We start from the raw sequence: 17,249 nt of genomic DNA, 5'->3' as shown, positions 1-17,249 counted from the left end.
GGTTTTGTACATTTTATATTTTTTAATATACAAAATTGTGCTGGTTTTGTACATTTTATATTTTTTAATATACAAAAGCAATACGCTATAGCGAATGTATTAAGTTTGTGTTAATCTTATAATGTTAAATATAAATTATTTTATGAATAAAAAGGGGTAAAATTTTTATGGCTAAAGACATATATTTTAATGAAGATGCTAGAAAAAGCTTACTTAGTGGCGTTGAAAAATTATCCAATGCTGTAAAAGTAACTCTTGGGCCAAAGGGGAGAAATGTCCTTATTGATAAAAAGTTCGGCTCTCCAACAGTTACAAAGGATGGTGTTAGCGTTGCTCGTGAGATTGAGCTTGAAAATCCATTTGAAAATATGGGAGCGCAGCTTTTAAAGGAAGTTGCTATTAAAACAAATGATGTTGCTGGGGATGGAACAACAACTGCCACTGTTCTTGCTTATGCCATTGCAAGAGAAGGTCTTAAGAATGTGTCTTCAGGAATTAATCCTATTGGAATAAAAAAGGGAATAGATCATGCTGTAAATTTAGCTGCTGAGAAAATTCGACAGTCTGCAAAGAAGATTACAACAAAAGAAGAGATTGCACAAGTAGCTTCAATTTCTGCTAATAATGACAGCTATATAGGCGAAAAAATTGCTGAGGCAATGGATAAAGTTGGAAAAGATGGAGTTATAACAGTTGAAGAGTCAAAAACTTTTGATACTACGATTTCTTATGTTGAGGGTATGCAATTTGATAGAGGATATCTTTCTCCTTATTTTTCTACCAATAAAGAGAATATGAGCGTTAGTTTTGATGATGCTTTTATTTTAATATACGAGAAGAAAATTAGTTCTATTAAAGAGCTTTTACCAGTTCTTGAGAAAGTTTTAGGAACAAATAAACCTTTGTTAATTATTGCTGAGGACATCGAAGGGGATGCTCTTGCTGCTCTTGTTTTAAACAGCGTTAGAGGAGCCTTGAAAGTTTGTGCAATTAAATCGCCTGGTTTTGGTGATAGACGAAAAGCAATGCTTGAGGATATTGCAGTGCTTACCGGTGGTGTTTTAATTAGTGAAGAGCTAGGCCTTACTCTTGAGACAGTTGAAATTGAGCAACTTGGACAGGCTAAAACTATTAAGGTTGATAAAGACAATACTACTATTATTAATACTGGAAATAAAAAACAAATAAAAGAGCGTTCAGAGCTTATTAAAAAACAAATTGAAGATTCAACATCTGAATATGATAAAGAAAAACTTCAAGAACGTCTTGCAAAGCTTGTTGGAGGAGTTGCCGTTATTAATGTTGGGGCTGTTACTGAAGTGGAGCTTAAGGAGAAAAAGCATAGAGTAGAAGATGCCCTTTCTGCAACTCGTGCTGCTGTTGAAGAGGGTGTTGTGCCTGGTGGAGGATCAACCCTTATTGAAGTTGCCATGTATTTGGATACAATAGATACAAGTAAATTAAGTTATGAGGAAAAGCAAGGTTTTGAGATTGTAAAAAGAAGTCTTGAAGAGCCAATGAGGCAAATTATTTCAAATGCTGGATTTGAAGGGTCTATTTATATCCATCAAATCAAAACCGAGAAAAAGGGACTCGGGTTTGATGCTTCTAGCTTTAAGTGGGTAAATATGATTGAGAGTGGAATAATTGATCCTGCTAAGGTTACAAGAAGTGCGCTTCAAAATGCTGCTTCAATTGCTGGACTTTTATTAACAACAGAATGTGCAATCACCGATATTAAAGAAGAAAAAAATACTTCTAGCGGTGGTGGTGGTTATCCTATGGACCCAGGAATGGGGATGATGTAAATTAAAGTTTCACCGGTGAAGCTTGTGTTTTTGCCGGTGGAATATTTTATTATTCAAGGGAATTATTTTGAGTGAGGATGAATTTGTTTTTTGTATAGGCTATGATTGTTCAAAAGCAATAGTAGATAGGCAGCTTTTAAGGGAAAACAGAGGCAAAAGCGTTAAGGAGCTTTTTGAACTTGGGCTTTATAGAAGCGCCTTTAGTAAGGCTCTTTATAGAAATGATGATGCTCTTATTAATTATTTAATTGAAGAGTATAATAAAATAAGTAATTCTAATTATACCAAAAAAGACGACTTTAAGCTTTTATTTGGAGTAGTTTATCCCGATGATATTAATAAGATAAAAGTGACGTATATATAGTAAGGGGGGTTTTGTGTTTTTATTGCAAGAATTTAGTAGCAGTAGTAGCTTTTTCCGAAGTTTGTTAGTTTTTGTGCCTGTTATTGCTATATTTTGGTTTTTAGTGATATCTCCTCAGCGTAAGGAAGAAAAGAATAAAAAAGAAATGATAAAAAATCTAAAAAAAGGCGATAAGGTATTAACAATAGGTGGAATTTTTGGAGTTGTTAAAAAACTAGGCGATACGGATGTTATTTTAGAATTAAATCCAAATATCGAAGCAGTATTTGTAAAAACCTCTATTGATAAAGTTTTGTATGAAAAAAATGAAGTTAAAAAGGTGTTATAAGGTATTATAATTTAAGATAAAATTAGAGCTGGTAGCTAATGATGGTATTTGTTAAAAATTTTAAGGATTTGTATAATGAAAAAAGGATCTAAGCTTGTATTGATATTGCTGGTGACGTTTTTTGCGTGTTTTTTAATATATCCGACTTTAAAGTGGTATTTTTTAATGAGCATTGAGGATAAAAAGATAAGCTCATATTCACAAGAGGCCTTAAGAGATTATTCAAAGAAAAAAGCCTTGAATGATCTTGTTAAGCTTAAGGAGTTGTATCATAAAGATCCCAATAGTAGCATTCCGCCTAGTCTTTCTTATTTAATTCCCATAGCAAAAAATAATTATAAGTCTTCAATGAAAATTTTGCCTAATTCTTTTACTGCTAAAACTTTGCGTGAAGGATTTTTAACTGATTCAGATATGGAAGAAGTAAGTTTAGAGATTTATAGATATTATGAGAACATAAAGAAAAGTAAGAGCAGAATAATACATCTTGGACTTGATTTGTCTGGAGGGATGAGTGTTACCATTTCTCTTAATTATTCAAATATTGAAAAAAAGTTAGGTCGTTCTTTGACTTTTGCTGAGAGAGAAGATGCTATTTATCGTATAATGCAAATTCTTAAAGATAGAGTAGATAGATTTGGACTTACAGAGCCTAAAATTGCAAGAGAGGCTGGAGGAAATAAAATTTTCTTAGATATTCCTGGAGAAAAAGATGAGAGCAGGGTAAGTACTCTTTTGAGTGGGAAGGGTAATTTGACTTTTTATGTGGTTGATGACGAGTCTACATCTCTTTTGCATAAAAAAATATTAGAAGCAGGCTCTCTTTTTTCTATTTCCGAAATTCAGGCAAATATGAACCTTTCAGATAGTAAGCAAATTTTTCCTTGGTATGTTAAAGACTCTTATGGGGTAGATGATGAGTCGTCAGTTCGTTATTATGTAGTTGATGCAAGCCCTGAAAACTCATTTGATGGTGCTCACATTAAAGATGCTGGGGTCTCTAATGATCCTAGAACAGGTCGAGATATTGTTGCTTTTAACCTTGATGTTGATGGAAGTGAAAAATTTTTTAAATTTACTCAAAAAAATGTTGGAAAGTCTTTAGCTGTTGTTATGGAGGGTAAAATTAGGTCTGTGGCAGGAATTGGGTACGCTATTACAGGCGGTAATGTTTCAATTCAGGGCGACTCTTTTGATAAAAAAGAGGCCTTGGATCTTGCTTTGGTATTTAAAACCGCAGCGTTTCCGGTTGAGATTAAAATAGATGATTTGAGAATAATAGGGCCTACTCTTGGTGCTAAGACTATTGATCTTGGTATTAAAGCTTCTGCGCTTGCTCTTTGTTTGGTATTTTTATTTATGTGTATTTATTATGGGTTGAGTGGCTTTGTAGCCGGATTTTCACTTGTTATTTATAATGTATTTTTAATTTTAGCAATATTGTCGGCCTTTAATTTTACTTTAACTCTGACAAGCATTGCAGGTCTTATTTTGACAATGGGTATGGCTGTGGACATAAATATAGTTATTTATGAGAGAATTAAAGAAGAAATCAGAGAGGGTAGAAAATTTGAAAATGCTTTTGAGGGTGGTTTTAAGAAAGCCTTTTTATCCATTATGGATGCAAATATAACGACATTTATTGCGGTTCTTTTTTTAACTCTTCTTGGGACAGGAGTTATTCAAGGTTTCGCATGGTCTCTTTCTGTTGGAATTGTGGCATCCCTTTTTAGTAGTTTGATTTTTTCAAGATTTATTTTGGAATTTATCATATCTGTTAGAAAAAGCAAATTTGTAAGTATATCTTGGAGTTCAAAATATGCAAAGAGTAATTAATTTTTCAAAATATGGAAGCAATGTTTTAATTGTTAGCTTTATTTTGACTTTGATTGGACTTATTTACACCTTTTTTTATCATGGTGGATATAATTGGGGAATAGATTTTTCTCCTAGAGTTAATATTAATCTTTCAATAGAAAAATCAGATATTAAAGAAAATGAAATTAAAAAAATATTTTCTCCGATTTATAAGGCTTTAGATGTCAATAGCATTTTTTCATCTAATAAGAATAAAAGCGAATTCTCCATTATGGTAAAGTCAGATATCATTGATTATGCTTTTAAAACAGAAGTTCAAAAAACAATAATGGACGAACTTAAAAAGACATTTGATGCTAATATTGAAGTTTTAGACTCTTATTTTATTGATTCAAGCTTTTCTTCTACTTTGAGAATTAGGTCAATATTTTTGGTATTAGGAACATTCACTTTGATTTTGATTTATATAACTTTAAGATTTAAACTAAGTTATGCTATTGCTTCCATACTTTCAACATTTCATGATATATTTTTTATAGTTGCTTTTTTAGGGGTATTTAGAATAGAGATTAATAGTTATATTATTGTGGCAATACTAACCATTATTGGATATTCTTTAAACGATACAATAATTATTTTTGATAGGATTAGAGATAATGTTAGGCGATTAACCGATAATACATTTTTAAATATATTAAATATAAGCATCAGTCAAACTTTATCAAGAACTGTTTTGACTTCAATTACAACATTTGTTGCAGTATTTTCTATTTATGTGTTTACTGAAGGACCTATAAAAGATTTTTCTTTGGTATTTATGGTAGGAGTAATTGTTGGGACTTATTCTTCTGTGTTTATAGCATCTCCAATACTTTTAAATTTGTATAAAAAGATAAAGTAGGTCTTTAATAATATGATATTTGGGCATGAAGTTTTTTGATTTTGGTTCATTAGGATTTTATAGATTTTTTGATTTTCAAAAACATCTTAATTTCAGTATTTTTAGGTATAGTTTAATAAATTATTATTCTTATCGCGAACAGTCAAGCCTTATTAACGATGCTAATTTGCTTAAAGATAAACTTGTGTTTTTAGATAAGATTTATAAGGATTTTAATCCCAATATCAGTAAATCTTGGGATGCTAATAAATCTATTTTTTTAGATACTTTGCTTGTTATTAAAAATTTGATAAGGAAATATCATCCCCATTCGGAATTTTTAGAGATTCAAGAAGATGAATTGTTAGAAAATGTTTCCCATTTTAATAAATTTTTAGATAAGCTTAAATACTTAAATTTTAGAGTAGATCTTAAGCAAAAAATAGAAAATTTTGAAAAAAAGGGTAAAGCTCCATTTTCTTGCATAAGAATTGCTTCATTTTTTATTCAAGAAGAATTTTTAGATCGACTTAGTAATTCGTTGGATTTTTTCTCCAATGAGGCCAATAGCAATAATTTAGATGTAATTAATAAAGAAATTAATGATTATTATGAAAAATTAGAGCAAATTAAAAAAAGTAGCAATATTAAAGAAACTCATAAAAAATTTATTATAGATCACACAAAAGATAGAATTGATAAAATCATGAAAGATCACAGTCTTGACATTTCTAAATTGCTTATAAAAATTGCTTTGCTTGAGATTACAATTCAATGTTTTGATAGCTATTATTTGAATTTATTGGAAATTTTACAAATTCTTCTATCTATCAACAATATAATTGAGATAGGTTTAAACGAATTGCCAGATGCTATTTTTAATGAGTGGAATGAGCTTATTTATTTACGAAGAAAAGAGTTTCAAAAATTTGTTTTAATATCTGATTATGTTTTCCAAAAAAGGATAATATCTACTATAAATTCTGGAAATTGGAAATTTGCCTTTTTTACTCTTGCTCCCCGACAAGGCGATGTTTTTCAATTTTCAGTGGATATTGCTAAGAATTTTGATAATATTGAGGATGGAATCAAAGAATATGAGTCTAAGATAAATAAATTTAATGAATATAGGTCAGGTTGGGAGGCAAATTTAAAAAATTTTGGGCATTTATTTTCAGAAACACTTTAACTGTATATCTCTTTTAATCTTTCGTAAATAGCTTTTACTTCGTTATTTATTATTTTTGGAATTTTTACTGTCAAAGTGACTTTAAGATGCCTTTTTGAGCTACTTCCAATTATAGGCATTCCTAGTCCTTTTAAGTTTAAAATCTCTCCATTTTTTGCATCCGAAGGAATTTTAAGTTTTATTTTTTTCCCCTCAATTGTTTCAAATAGTTTTTCGCAACCTAGAGCTATTTCCCATGGATAAACTTCTATTGTTGTTTCTAAGGTTTTTCCATTTAGTTTAAATTTTTTATAGCTTGATATATTAAATTTAACTATTAAGCTCCCTTTTATTCCAGAAATTGGATTAATAGGGCCTTTATTGTTTATTTTTATTTTAGTTGTTTCTAATGTTCCTTTTGGAATTATTATTTCGATTTCTTTATTGTTTATAAGTATTATTTTTTTACTTCCCATATAAGCATCATAAAGTGAGATATTTAAAGTTATTTCTTTGTCTATTGTTTTTCTTGAAGATCCAGTAAATATTTGGGAAAAAAAATCTAAATCTTCAAAATTGCTAAATCTTGAGCTGTTAAATTCTCTTTCAAAATGGTCGTTGTTGTTATTAAAATTAGCGCTACCCAAAGCGTCATAATTTCTTTTTTTATCAGGAGAAGATAAAATTTCATAAGCTTCATTTATTTCTTTAAACTTTTCTTCGGCTATTTTGTTTCCTTTATTTTTGTCCGGGTGATATTTTATTGCCAATTTTTTGTAAGCTTTTTTAATTTCTTCATTACTAGCATTTTTTTGTATTCCAAGTATATTATAGTAATCTTTAGTCATTAAAAAATCTCCTTCAAATCTACTTTATTTATTGTATTTTTTAAATATATTTTAATATTTATACTTTATATATGTTATAATTAAACTTAAATTTTTAAAAGACCAATTATGAGAGTAGATCTTTTACCTCTTGTCGAGTTAAGCCTTTATATTAATATGTCATTTTGTTATAAAGATTTTAGCATTTTTAATAGAATTTTAGAGGAATTAAAATATCATTTAACTTTGTTAGGTTATCCAATTATAAAAACACTTTACATTAAGCATTTAGATTTTTGTTTATGTAGGCAGGATAATTTAAAATTTATTTTTACTTCTTTGTCCGAATATATTAATTTGGCTTTATTAGAAGAATTTACTTTAGAAATTATTCCAGGTTATGTTGATTTTGAAAAATTTAAACTTTTGGATGAATTTTGTATTACTAGAATTAATCTTGGTGTTCAAAGTTTTTCTTTAAAATTTAGAAAGATTATGGGGTTACCTGAAATTTCTTATGAAAAAATGAATATTTTAATTAACAATATTAGAAAGTTTCCTTTTGATTTAAATATTGATATGACTATCAATATGCCTTTGCAAAATAAATCTGATCTCAAGCAAGATTTAAAAGAATTGCTCTCATATATGCCTGAGCATATTTGTTTTAGTGATTTTATATATGAAGAGGAAGGTCTTTCCTTGAGAAATTTTAATACCGGGATTGATTCAGAAAAGCTATGGTTTTGTGCCGTAGAGTGTTTAGAATCCAATGGTTACATTAATTATGAAATTACTAATTTTGTATTAAAGGGGCACGAGAGCAGGCATAATAAACTAAGTTGGGAGTTAAAGCCTTATTTAGGGTTGGGATTGCAAGCTGTAAGCTTGCTTTTCTGCAATGACAAGAATAATAATGTAAGAGCTTTGATTAGAAAAGATAGTGGTTTTTCTAAAGTAAATAATCACTTAACAACGTTTGAATTGTTAGAGGATTTAGAGTTTTTTATTTATCATTTTATTCAAGGACTTGGTACTGTTCAAGGTGTTAACTTACGGTCTCTTAGGCTTAGATTTGAGTATAATGAAAAAAAATTTTTTCAGTTTATTAATTATTGCTCAAATTTAAGTAGAAAGCTTGTTTTTGATAATAATTTTATGTTATTAAAAGGGCGTGAAAGGTTTAAGTTAGATTTTTATTTAGTAAAAATTATAAACTATTTTTATGATAACTTTTTTAAAGTGAAGTTTAGGCTTCCTTGATTTGTTTGTTTTGGTAATAAACTATTTTTGTGTTTTTATGATTGAATATTCCAATTTCAAGTATACCTGGAAATAGTTTGAAGTATTTTTCTGCTCCTTCGGGATTTTCTATGTGCATTTTTACGTCTAAAATATAATTATTGTTATCAGTTATAATCGGGCCTTTTTTTTCATTACAAATTCTTAAGGTTGTGTCTAAATTCATTTCTTCAAGTCTAGTCATAATAAATCCAACAGCATTTTGGGCAACTTCTATGGGAATAGGCATTTTTGTTCCTAATTTTTTTACAATTTTTGTTTCATCTGCTATTATTAGTAATGTTTCTGAATTGTAAGCTACTACTTTTTCCATTAGATGTGCACCCCCCATTCCTTTTATTAAGCTTTTTTTTTCTAATAGAATTTCATCAGCCCCATCAATTGCGATGTCTAGATTTTTGTCAAGTTTTGAGAAATTTGATTCATAAGGAATTTGTTCTTTTGAGAGTAAATATTTTGTATCACTGCTTGTTGTATAGAATTTTAAATTTTTCAAGTTGCCTGATTTTAGTTTTTCGCTTAAATATTTTATTGCATAATAAATAGTCGTACCCGTTCCAATCCCAAGATTCATATTGCTTTTTATGTAGCGATCAATTGCGTATTTTGCTACCAACATTTTTTGATTTTCCATAAATTTTTTTCCTTGCTTGAATTAATTTAAATCTCAATGCATTTTAAAGTATATCATTATTTAATTAAGGTTAAAATCTTGACTAGATTTTGTGCTAATTTATAATTATTAGTATTAGTAAATAAAATAATATACTAGGAGATTTTATGTATAAATTAGTGTTAGTGAGACATGGAGAGAGTGAGTGGAACAGAGAAAATCTTTTTACTGGTTGGACAGATGTTAAACTTTCTGATAAAGGTATCGATGAGGCTTTAGAGGCGGGTTTGCTTCTAAAGCAAGAAGGCTATTCTTTTGATATTGCTTTTAGCTCTTTATTGTCAAGGGCTAATGATACTTTAAATATTATTTTACGAGAACTGGGGCAATCTTATATTAGTATAAAAAAAACTTGGAGATTAAATGAAAGACACTATGGGGCTTTACAAGGTTTAAATAAATCAGAAACAGCTGCAAAATATGGGGAAGATAAAGTTTTAATTTGGAGACGCAGTTATGATGTGCCCCCAATGTCTTTAGATGAGTCTGATGATCGTCACCCAGTAAAAGATCCAAGATATAAATATATTCCTAAAAGGGAGCTTCCTTCAACAGAGTGTCTTAAAGATACTGTTGCAAGAGTTATTCCTTATTGGACTGATGAGATTGCAAAAGAAGTTCTTGAAGGTAAAAAAGTTATTGTTGCTGCTCATGGCAATTCTTTAAGAGCTCTTGTTAAATATCTTGATAATTTAAGTGAAGAAGATATTTTAAAACTTAACATTCCTACGGGTATTCCTTTGGTTTACGAATTAGATAAAGATTTAAATCCTATTAAACATTACTATTTAGGTGATGAAAGCAAGATTAAAAGGGCAATGGAATCTGTTGCTAGTCAGGGAAAGTTAAAGTAATGGTCTATTGGTATTAAGGTGTTAATAAGTCATATAATTATGGCTTATTTTTTTTTATTATTTTAAGGCTTAATATATTTACTTACAATCTTTTCAAAGCGATCAATACCAATTATTTTGATAAATCCGGCTAATTTGGGGCCTTTTTCCTTATCAATTAAAATTTTATAAATTTGTTTAAAAAATAAAGCGGGCTCTATATTATTCCCTCTTGAAATTTTATATATTTCGTTTTGAATGTCTTGCTCTGTAGCAACTTCAAAATTTTTCTTTAAAAAATCCAAAAGCTCATTAATAGCTTTTTTTTCGTTTTCTTTTAACATTTCTATGCTATCAAATTTAGATCTTAATGAAAATTTGAAATCTTCAGGTGCAAAATCTCTTATCCAATTAATTGCACATTTGATTTTATTAATTAGTTTGTCTTTTTGATCATCTTGAACGTTTTTTAAGTAATTTAGAATTTTATTTATATCATTTTCAAATATTTGACAGATTACCCCTAAATGTCTAAATCCGATTTGATAAGGGATTCTTTTGCTTGGCATGTATGGTTGAGATAGCTCATAAATTCTTTTAAATGATCTTTTTTTTTCTTCTTTTATATCTTCTACTCCATAGTAGATTCTCTCAAATCTGTCGTAATCTTCGTATATTTTAATTACGTCAAGATCAAATGAGATCGAAAATTCAGTATTTGGTTTTGTAGCAGTAAATAAAAATCTTGTGACCTCAGGCGTATAAACCTCAAGAACATCTTTGAGCGATATGACATCTCCTGATGAGGAGGATATTTTTCCACCACGCCCTTTTATTGAAATAAAGTCATATTGAAATGTTACAGGTGGGCTACCTTTAAAAATTTTTACAATATTTTTAGATGTATCAAAACTACCACCACTGCTGTGGTGGTCTTTCCCCGCAGGCTCAAAGTCAACTTTTTCATATTCCCATCTCATAGGCCAATCTATTCTCCAAGGAAGCTTAATTGCCCATGTAGTTCTTATGTCTATAGATTCTTGATTTCCACATTCACATGAGTATTCAACAGAGTAATGATTATCATAATTATTTACAGTTGTTGTATCTCTGTTACATTTTGTACAAAATATGCTGATTGGGTACCAATTTTCTTCAAGCTTTGAAGTTCTGTATTCGTTTAATGCTTCAGCCAGTTCTTTTTTGTTATTAAGTGCAAATTTTATTTGATTTGCATAAGCGCTATTGCTGTATTTTTTACTTTGGTCGATGAATTCAGGGTTGATTCCTACTATAGGCAGATATTTTTCAAATTCAATTTCGTTAGCTCTTGCGTAGCTTGTTTTATGGCTTCTTGTGTCAGGAACTCTTGTTATTGCTTGCCTTAAATAAGTTGCAAGAAGTTCTTGTTCTGGCATATTTTTGGGAACTTTTCGAAATACATCGTAATTATCCCAAGAATAAATAAACCTTACTTTTGATCCAGAGTCTTTCAAAGCTCTAGCTACAAGGTCTACCGAGATAACTTCTCTAAAATTTCCAATATGCACAGTTCCAGATGGAGTAATTCCTGATGCTACTGTGTATAAGTCTTTCGGACCTTTTTCTTTTTTTATTTTTTCTGCGTAAAAATCTGCCCAATGCGCTGTTTTCACATTTTATTCCTAACCCAAATTTTAGCATTTTATTTTTCAAGTTTCAAGAATTTAGAAAATTGTAGTTAATTATTAATTTATAAGTCTTTTTATTAGTTTATCTTCTTTGTTCCAATTTTTTTTTAGTTTTACCTGGAGAAATAAGTTGCATTTTGTTCCAAAAATTTTAGTAATTGTTTTTCTTGCTCTTTCTCCTATTGATTTTATTTCTTTTCCGTTTTTTCCCACAATTATTCCTTTTTGACTTTCGTTAGCTACAAAAATGTTTGCCCTGATAAAAAGACTTTCTTTTTTATTTTCCAAAGTATCAATATCCACATATAAAGAATAGGGAAGTTCTTCTTTTAGGTTTTCAATAGCCTTTTCCCTTATTATTTCGCTAATTCTAAAATCTATTTTTTGATCTGTGTAGTATTCTTGTGGATAATAAAGTGGACCTTCTGAAAAATTTTCATAAATTTTATTCTTTAATTCTTCTATGTTAATTTTTTTCTCAGCGGATATCTTAATTATATTGTTATCTTCTATTCCTTTTTCTTTTAAAAATTGTGTTATTTCTTTTATTTTTGTATTTTGAAGATCAATTTTATTAAGTAGTACTAAAAATTTAATTTTAGAGTTTTTAATTATTTCTAACATTTTATTTTCTTCTTCTCCAGGTTTGTCTTGAATGTCAATTAAGTATAGAATAAGTTCGACTTCTCCTATTGAAGAGTGTATGTTTTTCATCATCGCAATATTAAACTTTTTTTTACTTAGATGAAATCCTGGCGTGTCTATAAAAATAATTTGCCCTCTGTTATCTGTAAAGATCCCTTTTATTTTATTTCTAGTTGTTTGTGGAATAGGAGATATTATTGATATTTTGTGCCCGCATATTGAATTTAAAAGTGTAGATTTTCCAGTTGATGGTCTACCAAGTATTGCTGCAAATCCTGATTTCATGTTTAGCATCCCTTAAATATGTAATATTCATACATTTTTTATTATAATTAATTATATAGTATTTTAGATACTTTATTTTTAAGTAAAATTTAAGGAATTTTCGTTTGGCAAAGGTAAATTTTGAAGTTTTTTGCGAGCAATGTGGTGAAAAAGTTGGACTTAATAGATCTATTTGCCCTAACTGTGCTGCTAAGCTTGGTGATATTGAATGTCCAAATTGTCGGCATGTAGGGCCAGTTTCTGCTTTTGGAGAGGGTTGCCCTAATTGTCATTACAGCCCTTTTCAAGAGCTTAAAGAAAAACCTTTTAAAAGAAAAGAAAGAGTAAGAATAATAAGTAATGCAGTAGTGTCTAAAGTCTTTTTAAGACTTTTTCATTTTGGGATTAATGTTGATGTTTTGCTTTATTTATTTTCAAGTTTTTTATTTGTTATGCTTTTTCTTTACATTGTTTATGGATAAAGGCTTTGTATGGGTATTACGGTTTTTTATTTATTTTCTATTTTTACATCTTTTGTTATGGGTTCTAGCATGGAATCTGTTAAAGACAATATTCTCAAGAGCACTATTTTTTATTATGATGTTGAAGAAGTTGAATTTCCTTATGCTAGGAAACAGACTTTACAATTCATTGCTAAAACCCATTTAAAATATGCTGTTTTTAATTTTGACAAAAATAAAATGTTTTCATACACTTTTGTTTTTGATAAAAAATTAATATCTCAGTATTCAATTTTTATTGAGGTAAAAAAAAGGTTTGGTGAGGCTACGCTGGTAACACCTTTGAATTATTTGTGGGATCTTGGGGAGTGTATTATTGTTTTAAATAAAAATATTTTAAGAATGACTTTAAAATCGTATATTGCAAATTATAATAAATGATTGTTAGCAGGGTTGATAATTGGAAAGAATTTTAAAACCATTTTTATGTTTAGCTTTGTTTATGCCTTTTTTATCTTTTGCTGATCATGTTTATGATAAAGAAGTTGTGATAAATGGATTTAAGTTTTTTGTAAAAATAGCATCTAATGAATTTGATAGAGCAAAAGGCTATATGGGTACTGAAAAAGTTGAATATGGAAATGGAATGCTTTTTGTTTTTAAAAAAGAACAAAATTTATCTTTTTGGATGGAAAATACATCTTTGCCCCTTGAAATAGCTTATATTGATTCGAATGGAATTATTAAAGAGATTTATGATTTAAAACCATTTTCTAGGGCAAATATTAATTCTATTTATAAGGCAAAGTATGCCCTTGAATTTCCAAGAGGCTCATTTTCTAAATTTCAAATAAAAATAGGTGATAAAGTGAATTTTTGTTTTGATATTAATTCTTTATCGGTGGAATGATAAATCATTGGGCTTTAATTTCTTGAAGTTCTTCTTCGATTTGATCTTCTTCGATTTTGAGTTCGTTTTTATTAGATTCTTTTGTTGAATTTGTTTTTTCTTGCTTTAAAGAGGGCTGTTTATTTGATGCTCTATTTATATTATTATTTGTTTCATTATTGCCAATATCTTCATTGTTGATTGTTATTATTTTTTTGAAAATAGTTATTGTTGAGGCGATCTCGTCAATTGCATCAAGCAAAAGTGTTTCACTTGCAAATTCTTCTGCTTTTACAATATATACTAAAGAGTTAATACCTCTTTCTGCATTATGAATAATCTCCCATGAACCGAGCACTCTGTTATTATAGCTGTCACTCATAAGGGATTCAGATATTTCTTTAATTTTTTGTGTGTTTACATCAAATACTTTGACAATTCCAAATATTTCTCTTATTTTTGAATTTTTATATGAGTTTAGCCTTGATCTAATGATTACTTCTTCTTTTTCGTTATTGTTTATATTTTTAAATGCTATAAAGTCACTCTCTGAATCTATTTTATATTCAATTTTATTTTTATCTAAAAATTTTTTAATTCTCTTGTCATACTGTATATTCTTATGGTTGCAAGAAATGAGTGTAAAAATGATAATAATCATACCATAGAATAATGTATAAATATTCATTATTCTTGAAATTAACATTGTATTATTTGGCATATGGTTATTATAATTTAATTGTGAGGATTTTAAAAGTAATTTATGCGTTTTAAAGATAGCGGCTATTCATATACTGTTATTCAATCTAAAAATAATTATTCACAAAAATCTTCTTTTGGAATTTCTTTTGTAATATTAAGCAGAGGAACAAAAATTTTTAGAGAAGATTTGTTTGAGTTTTTATCAAATTTTGACTTTATAAGAGAAATAATTTCAATTGAAAAACAGAGCAATAGAAGCTCTTTGCAGTTTATCTCAGAAAGTTACGGTAAGTTAAAATTTATTTTACTTTCTGATGATTTGAATTCTGGAGAAAAGGTTAATTTAGCCATGAAAGAGTCCAGTTGTGATTTTGTTTTTGTTTTGCAAAGTGATATGTACTTGTTAAATCCTTTTTGGATTCCAAATATATTCGATGAAATAGTCAAAAAAAATGTTCTTCTTGTTGGGGGTGAGTTTTTTGATAAAGAAGAGGAAATGATTCCTTCAATTTTTCTTCCTAGCATAGATAAACAGCAAAAGTTTAAGGTAATTTTAGTGAATTCTGAAAAAGACTATGAAAAAACTCTAATTACCATGGATTATTGCGGACTTTATTCTAAAGAGAAGTTTTTACAGCTTGGAGGTTTTGACAGAAGAATCCAAAATGAATATTTTCAAAGAATAGATTTTGGACTAAGGGCTGTTTATTTTGGCGAACATGTTTATATTTATAGGAAGCTGAGAATCCAGTATACTGCATTAAATTCTCCAGAAAATTTAACCAAAAATAAAAGTTTTTTGATTTTTTTACTTAAGAATTATGTCCCAATTTTTGTTGGAAATGGCGTTGTTTTTTCTTTTTTAAGGTTTTGTAAAATTTGTTTAAAATACAAAATTAATCCTTTTCTCTTCCAAAAAGAGTTTAAAGAGATAAAAGGCGAGATTGCTAAAAATAGCTTAAGATTTAAAGGAGACTTAAAGAGTGCCATTGAACTTTGGGAAAATGATATTATTGATTAATTTGGTTTTGTTTTCATATTTAAGCTTATATTCTAAGACTCTTGATTATTTAAATGTTCTTGATTCTTTTGATACTAATGTTTTTAAGTTTGATTTTAACATTGAAAATGATGTTTTTACAATTGAAAATGATAAAGGGTATTTAAAGTTTAGGGTAGGTTTTGAATATGCTCTTACATCTTCTGGTTATTATATGTTTGTAGATCCAATTATTGACATTCGTGGAGAAATTTTAATAAGTCAAAAGGTATTAAGACAAATTGAAAATTATTTTAGTTCTCTTAAAAGTTATAATAAACCTAGGATTACTTCGATAATCATTGATCCTGGACATGGTGGACATGATACTGGCGCGGTTGTAACTTTAAAGATAAATGGTTATGATGTTGTGCTTCAAGAAAAAGATTTTGCATTAACCTATTCTATATATTTGTCTAAAATTTTAAGTAATTATTTTGTAAATAAAAATATTTTGTTAACTCGTATAAATGATGTGTTTTTAACTTTAAAAGAGCGGTCAGAATTTGCAAATGCAATAAAACCAAATTTTCCAAACAATGTTATATTTTTGTCCATACATGCTAATGATGCTCCAAATAATCAAGCTAGAGGAGTTGAGTTTTGGTATCTTCCCAAGGATTCAAAAAGAGAGGTTATTAAAGATTTTAAAGGATATGATATTAAAGGCAATAGATACTTAAGCGAGCTTAATGATATACTAGATATTAAATATAAGTATGAATCTAAAAGATTGGCTGAAATTTTGTATAAAGTATTTAAAAATGAGTTAAGCGAAACTAATATTAGGCCAATCAGAGAAGAGCAGTGGTTTGTAATAAAAAATAGCAGCATGCCTGCTGTATTGATTGAAATGGGATTTTTGTCCAATATTTTAGATGCTAAATTAATTTTGGATTATAATTACATGAGCAAGTTTAATATCCTAATACTTAAATCTTTAGTGGAATTTATAAATTTTTATGAAAAATAATATTTCGGATGTATTTTTTAAGTATAATGCTGTAATTTATAAATTTTTAAATTTGAAAAAAGAGTATACAATTAAAGTGCTTTTAGGGGCTTTGGCAGCAAGTTTTTTGTTTTCTGTTTATATGGTTTTTTTAAATTATGACAATCTTTTTTCAAAAAAGGTTTTTTATTTTTACTCTAACAAGGGATTTGTTGCTAATTTAAGGTATTTAAGAGATGGGAAAAATTTGAAAGATAATTTAGATCTTTTAGTAAAAGATTTCCTTTTAGGAAGCAATGAAGGGTTTTCTTTTGGATTTTTATTAAGTGATGCAAGATTTTTATATTCTTTTTTAAAAAATGGAATTTATTATATAAATTTTTCAAAGGAATTCTATGATTCTTTTAATAGTGGAGATTATAATGAATCTTATGAATCTTTTGATGTTAAGGTTAACCTGTTTGCTATGTCTTTAATAAAAACAATACGTTTTAACTATCCTGGCAAGGCGAAAAAGCTTGTTATTCTTATTGAAGGGTGTATGCTAAAGGAGCAAAGTTGATAAATTAAATTTTATAATTTTACTAATTAATGATAATTAAAGATAATTAAAAAACGAAAATTTT

At 28.3% G+C, this 17,249-nt stretch carries 19 protein-coding genes; 14 read left to right on the top strand and 5 right to left on the bottom strand.

Annotation, left to right across the window (positions count from 1 at the left end):
- The first annotated feature begins 167 nt into the window (after positions 1-167).
- The 6 genes from groL to DB318_RS01125 all read left to right on the top strand — a co-directional run bounded on the left by groL (position 168) and on the right by DB318_RS01125 (position 6,387).
- Positions 168-1,808: a chaperonin GroEL gene (gene groL / locus DB318_RS01150; protein ID WP_151060299.1), complete on the top strand. Its 1,641-nt coding sequence runs from the start codon at positions 168-170 to the stop codon at positions 1,806-1,808.
- Positions 1,809-1,875: 67 nt separating this feature from the next.
- Positions 1,876-2,172, top strand: coding sequence for a hypothetical protein (locus DB318_RS01145; protein WP_151060301.1), 297 nt, complete (start codon positions 1,876-1,878; stop codon positions 2,170-2,172).
- Positions 2,165-2,500: a preprotein translocase subunit YajC gene (gene yajC, locus DB318_RS01140; RefSeq protein ID WP_151073631.1), complete on the top strand. Its 336-nt coding sequence runs from the start codon at positions 2,165-2,167 to the stop codon at positions 2,498-2,500. The genes DB318_RS01145 and yajC overlap by 8 nt, the downstream gene beginning before the upstream one ends.
- 75 nt (positions 2,501-2,575) lie before the next feature.
- A complete protein-coding gene (secD, locus tag DB318_RS01135; RefSeq protein WP_151074134.1) occupies positions 2,576-4,336 on the top strand; it encodes a protein translocase subunit SecD in 1,761 nt (586 codons plus the stop codon).
- Positions 4,320-5,219 carry a protein translocase subunit SecF gene (secF, locus tag DB318_RS01130; RefSeq protein WP_151060308.1) on the top strand — a complete coding sequence of 300 codons (900 nt, stop codon included), beginning with the start codon at positions 4,320-4,322 and terminating at the stop codon, positions 5,217-5,219. Before secD ends, secF begins: the two co-directional genes overlap by 17 nt.
- Positions 5,220-5,244: 25 nt before the next feature.
- Positions 5,245-6,387, top strand: a complete 1,143-nt coding sequence (locus DB318_RS01125) for a hypothetical protein (RefSeq protein WP_151060310.1) — start codon at positions 5,245-5,247, stop codon at positions 6,385-6,387.
- Here the strand turns inward: DB318_RS01125 and DB318_RS01120 are convergent.
- Positions 6,384-7,214 carry a DnaJ domain-containing protein gene (locus DB318_RS01120; RefSeq protein ID WP_151060312.1) on the bottom strand — a complete coding sequence of 277 codons (831 nt, stop codon included), beginning with the start codon at positions 7,212-7,214 and terminating at the stop codon, positions 6,384-6,386. The genes DB318_RS01125 and DB318_RS01120 overlap by 4 nt on opposite strands.
- Before the next feature lie 108 nt (positions 7,215-7,322).
- Here DB318_RS01120 and psgB point away from each other — a divergent pair, with 108 nt between their 5' ends.
- Positions 7,323-8,456: a HemN-related non-iron pseudo-SAM protein PsgB gene (gene psgB, locus DB318_RS01115; RefSeq protein ID WP_151074133.1), complete on the top strand. Its 1,134-nt coding sequence runs from the start codon at positions 7,323-7,325 to the stop codon at positions 8,454-8,456.
- Here psgB and rpiA read toward each other — a convergent pair.
- Positions 8,443-9,129 carry a ribose 5-phosphate isomerase A gene (gene rpiA, locus DB318_RS01110; protein WP_151060316.1) on the bottom strand — a complete coding sequence of 229 codons (687 nt, stop codon included), beginning with the start codon at positions 9,127-9,129 and terminating at the stop codon, positions 8,443-8,445. The genes psgB and rpiA overlap by 14 nt on opposite strands.
- Positions 9,130-9,275: 146 nt before the next feature.
- On the opposite strand from rpiA, the gene gpmA reads away from it, so the two are divergent.
- A complete protein-coding gene (gene gpmA / locus DB318_RS01105; RefSeq protein ID WP_151060317.1) occupies positions 9,276-10,022 on the top strand; it encodes a 2,3-diphosphoglycerate-dependent phosphoglycerate mutase in 747 nt (248 codons plus the stop codon).
- A gap of 62 nt (positions 10,023-10,084) precedes the next feature.
- Here gpmA and lysS read toward each other — a convergent pair whose 3' ends face one another.
- Complete coding sequence (gene lysS, locus DB318_RS01100) at positions 10,085-11,656, bottom strand: lysine--tRNA ligase (protein ID WP_151074132.1); 1,572 nt, start codon at positions 11,654-11,656, stop codon at positions 10,085-10,087.
- Between the two features lie 72 nt (positions 11,657-11,728).
- Positions 11,729-12,601 carry a GTPase Era gene (gene era / locus DB318_RS01095; protein WP_151074131.1) on the bottom strand — a complete coding sequence of 291 codons (873 nt, stop codon included), beginning with the start codon at positions 12,599-12,601 and terminating at the stop codon, positions 11,729-11,731.
- 104 nt (positions 12,602-12,705) lie between these two features.
- Between era and DB318_RS01090 the strand changes: the two genes are divergently transcribed.
- Genes DB318_RS01090 through DB318_RS01080 form a run of 3 tightly spaced genes read left to right on the top strand, consistent with a single transcriptional unit; the run spans position 12,706 to position 13,951 of the window.
- Positions 12,706-13,062 (top strand): hypothetical protein, encoded by a 357-nt coding sequence (locus tag DB318_RS01090; protein ID WP_151060320.1) that lies wholly within the window; start codon positions 12,706-12,708, stop codon positions 13,060-13,062.
- Positions 13,063-13,071: 9 nt separating this feature from the next.
- Positions 13,072-13,482, top strand: coding sequence for a hypothetical protein (locus DB318_RS01085; protein WP_151060321.1), 411 nt, complete (start codon positions 13,072-13,074; stop codon positions 13,480-13,482).
- Between the two features lie 19 nt (positions 13,483-13,501).
- Positions 13,502-13,951, top strand: coding sequence for a DUF192 domain-containing protein (locus DB318_RS01080; protein WP_151060322.1), 450 nt, complete (start codon positions 13,502-13,504; stop codon positions 13,949-13,951).
- Positions 13,952-13,955: 4 nt separating this feature from the next.
- Here DB318_RS01080 and DB318_RS01075 read toward each other — a convergent pair whose 3' ends face one another.
- A complete protein-coding gene (locus DB318_RS01075; protein ID WP_151074305.1) occupies positions 13,956-14,636 on the bottom strand; it encodes a hypothetical protein in 681 nt (226 codons plus the stop codon).
- Between the two features lie 57 nt (positions 14,637-14,693).
- Between DB318_RS01075 and DB318_RS01070 the strand changes: the two genes are divergently transcribed.
- From DB318_RS01070 to DB318_RS01060, 3 genes are read left to right on the top strand one after another with little or no spacing between them, the layout of a single operon-like run.
- Positions 14,694-15,653: a glycosyltransferase family protein gene (locus DB318_RS01070; RefSeq protein WP_151060323.1), complete on the top strand. Its 960-nt coding sequence runs from the start codon at positions 14,694-14,696 to the stop codon at positions 15,651-15,653.
- The gene (locus DB318_RS01065) at positions 15,646-16,644 is read left to right on the top strand and encodes an N-acetylmuramoyl-L-alanine amidase (RefSeq protein ID WP_151060500.1); all 999 of its coding nucleotides are present in this window, start codon (positions 15,646-15,648) and stop codon (positions 16,642-16,644) included. Before DB318_RS01070 ends, DB318_RS01065 begins: the two co-directional genes overlap by 8 nt.
- Positions 16,634-17,185, top strand: coding sequence for a flagellar filament outsheath protein (locus tag DB318_RS01060; RefSeq protein ID WP_151060324.1), 552 nt, complete (start codon positions 16,634-16,636; stop codon positions 17,183-17,185). Before DB318_RS01065 ends, DB318_RS01060 begins: the two co-directional genes overlap by 11 nt.
- Positions 17,186-17,249: the final 64 nt, after the last annotated feature.

This window comes from [Borrelia] turdi, assembly GCF_008828755.2.
Taxonomy (GTDB): domain Bacteria; phylum Spirochaetota; class Spirochaetia; order Borreliales; family Borreliaceae; genus Borreliella; species Borreliella turdi.
The sequence above is the reverse complement of the archived record's forward strand: the minus strand, read 5'-3'. Positions and strand labels throughout refer to the sequence as shown.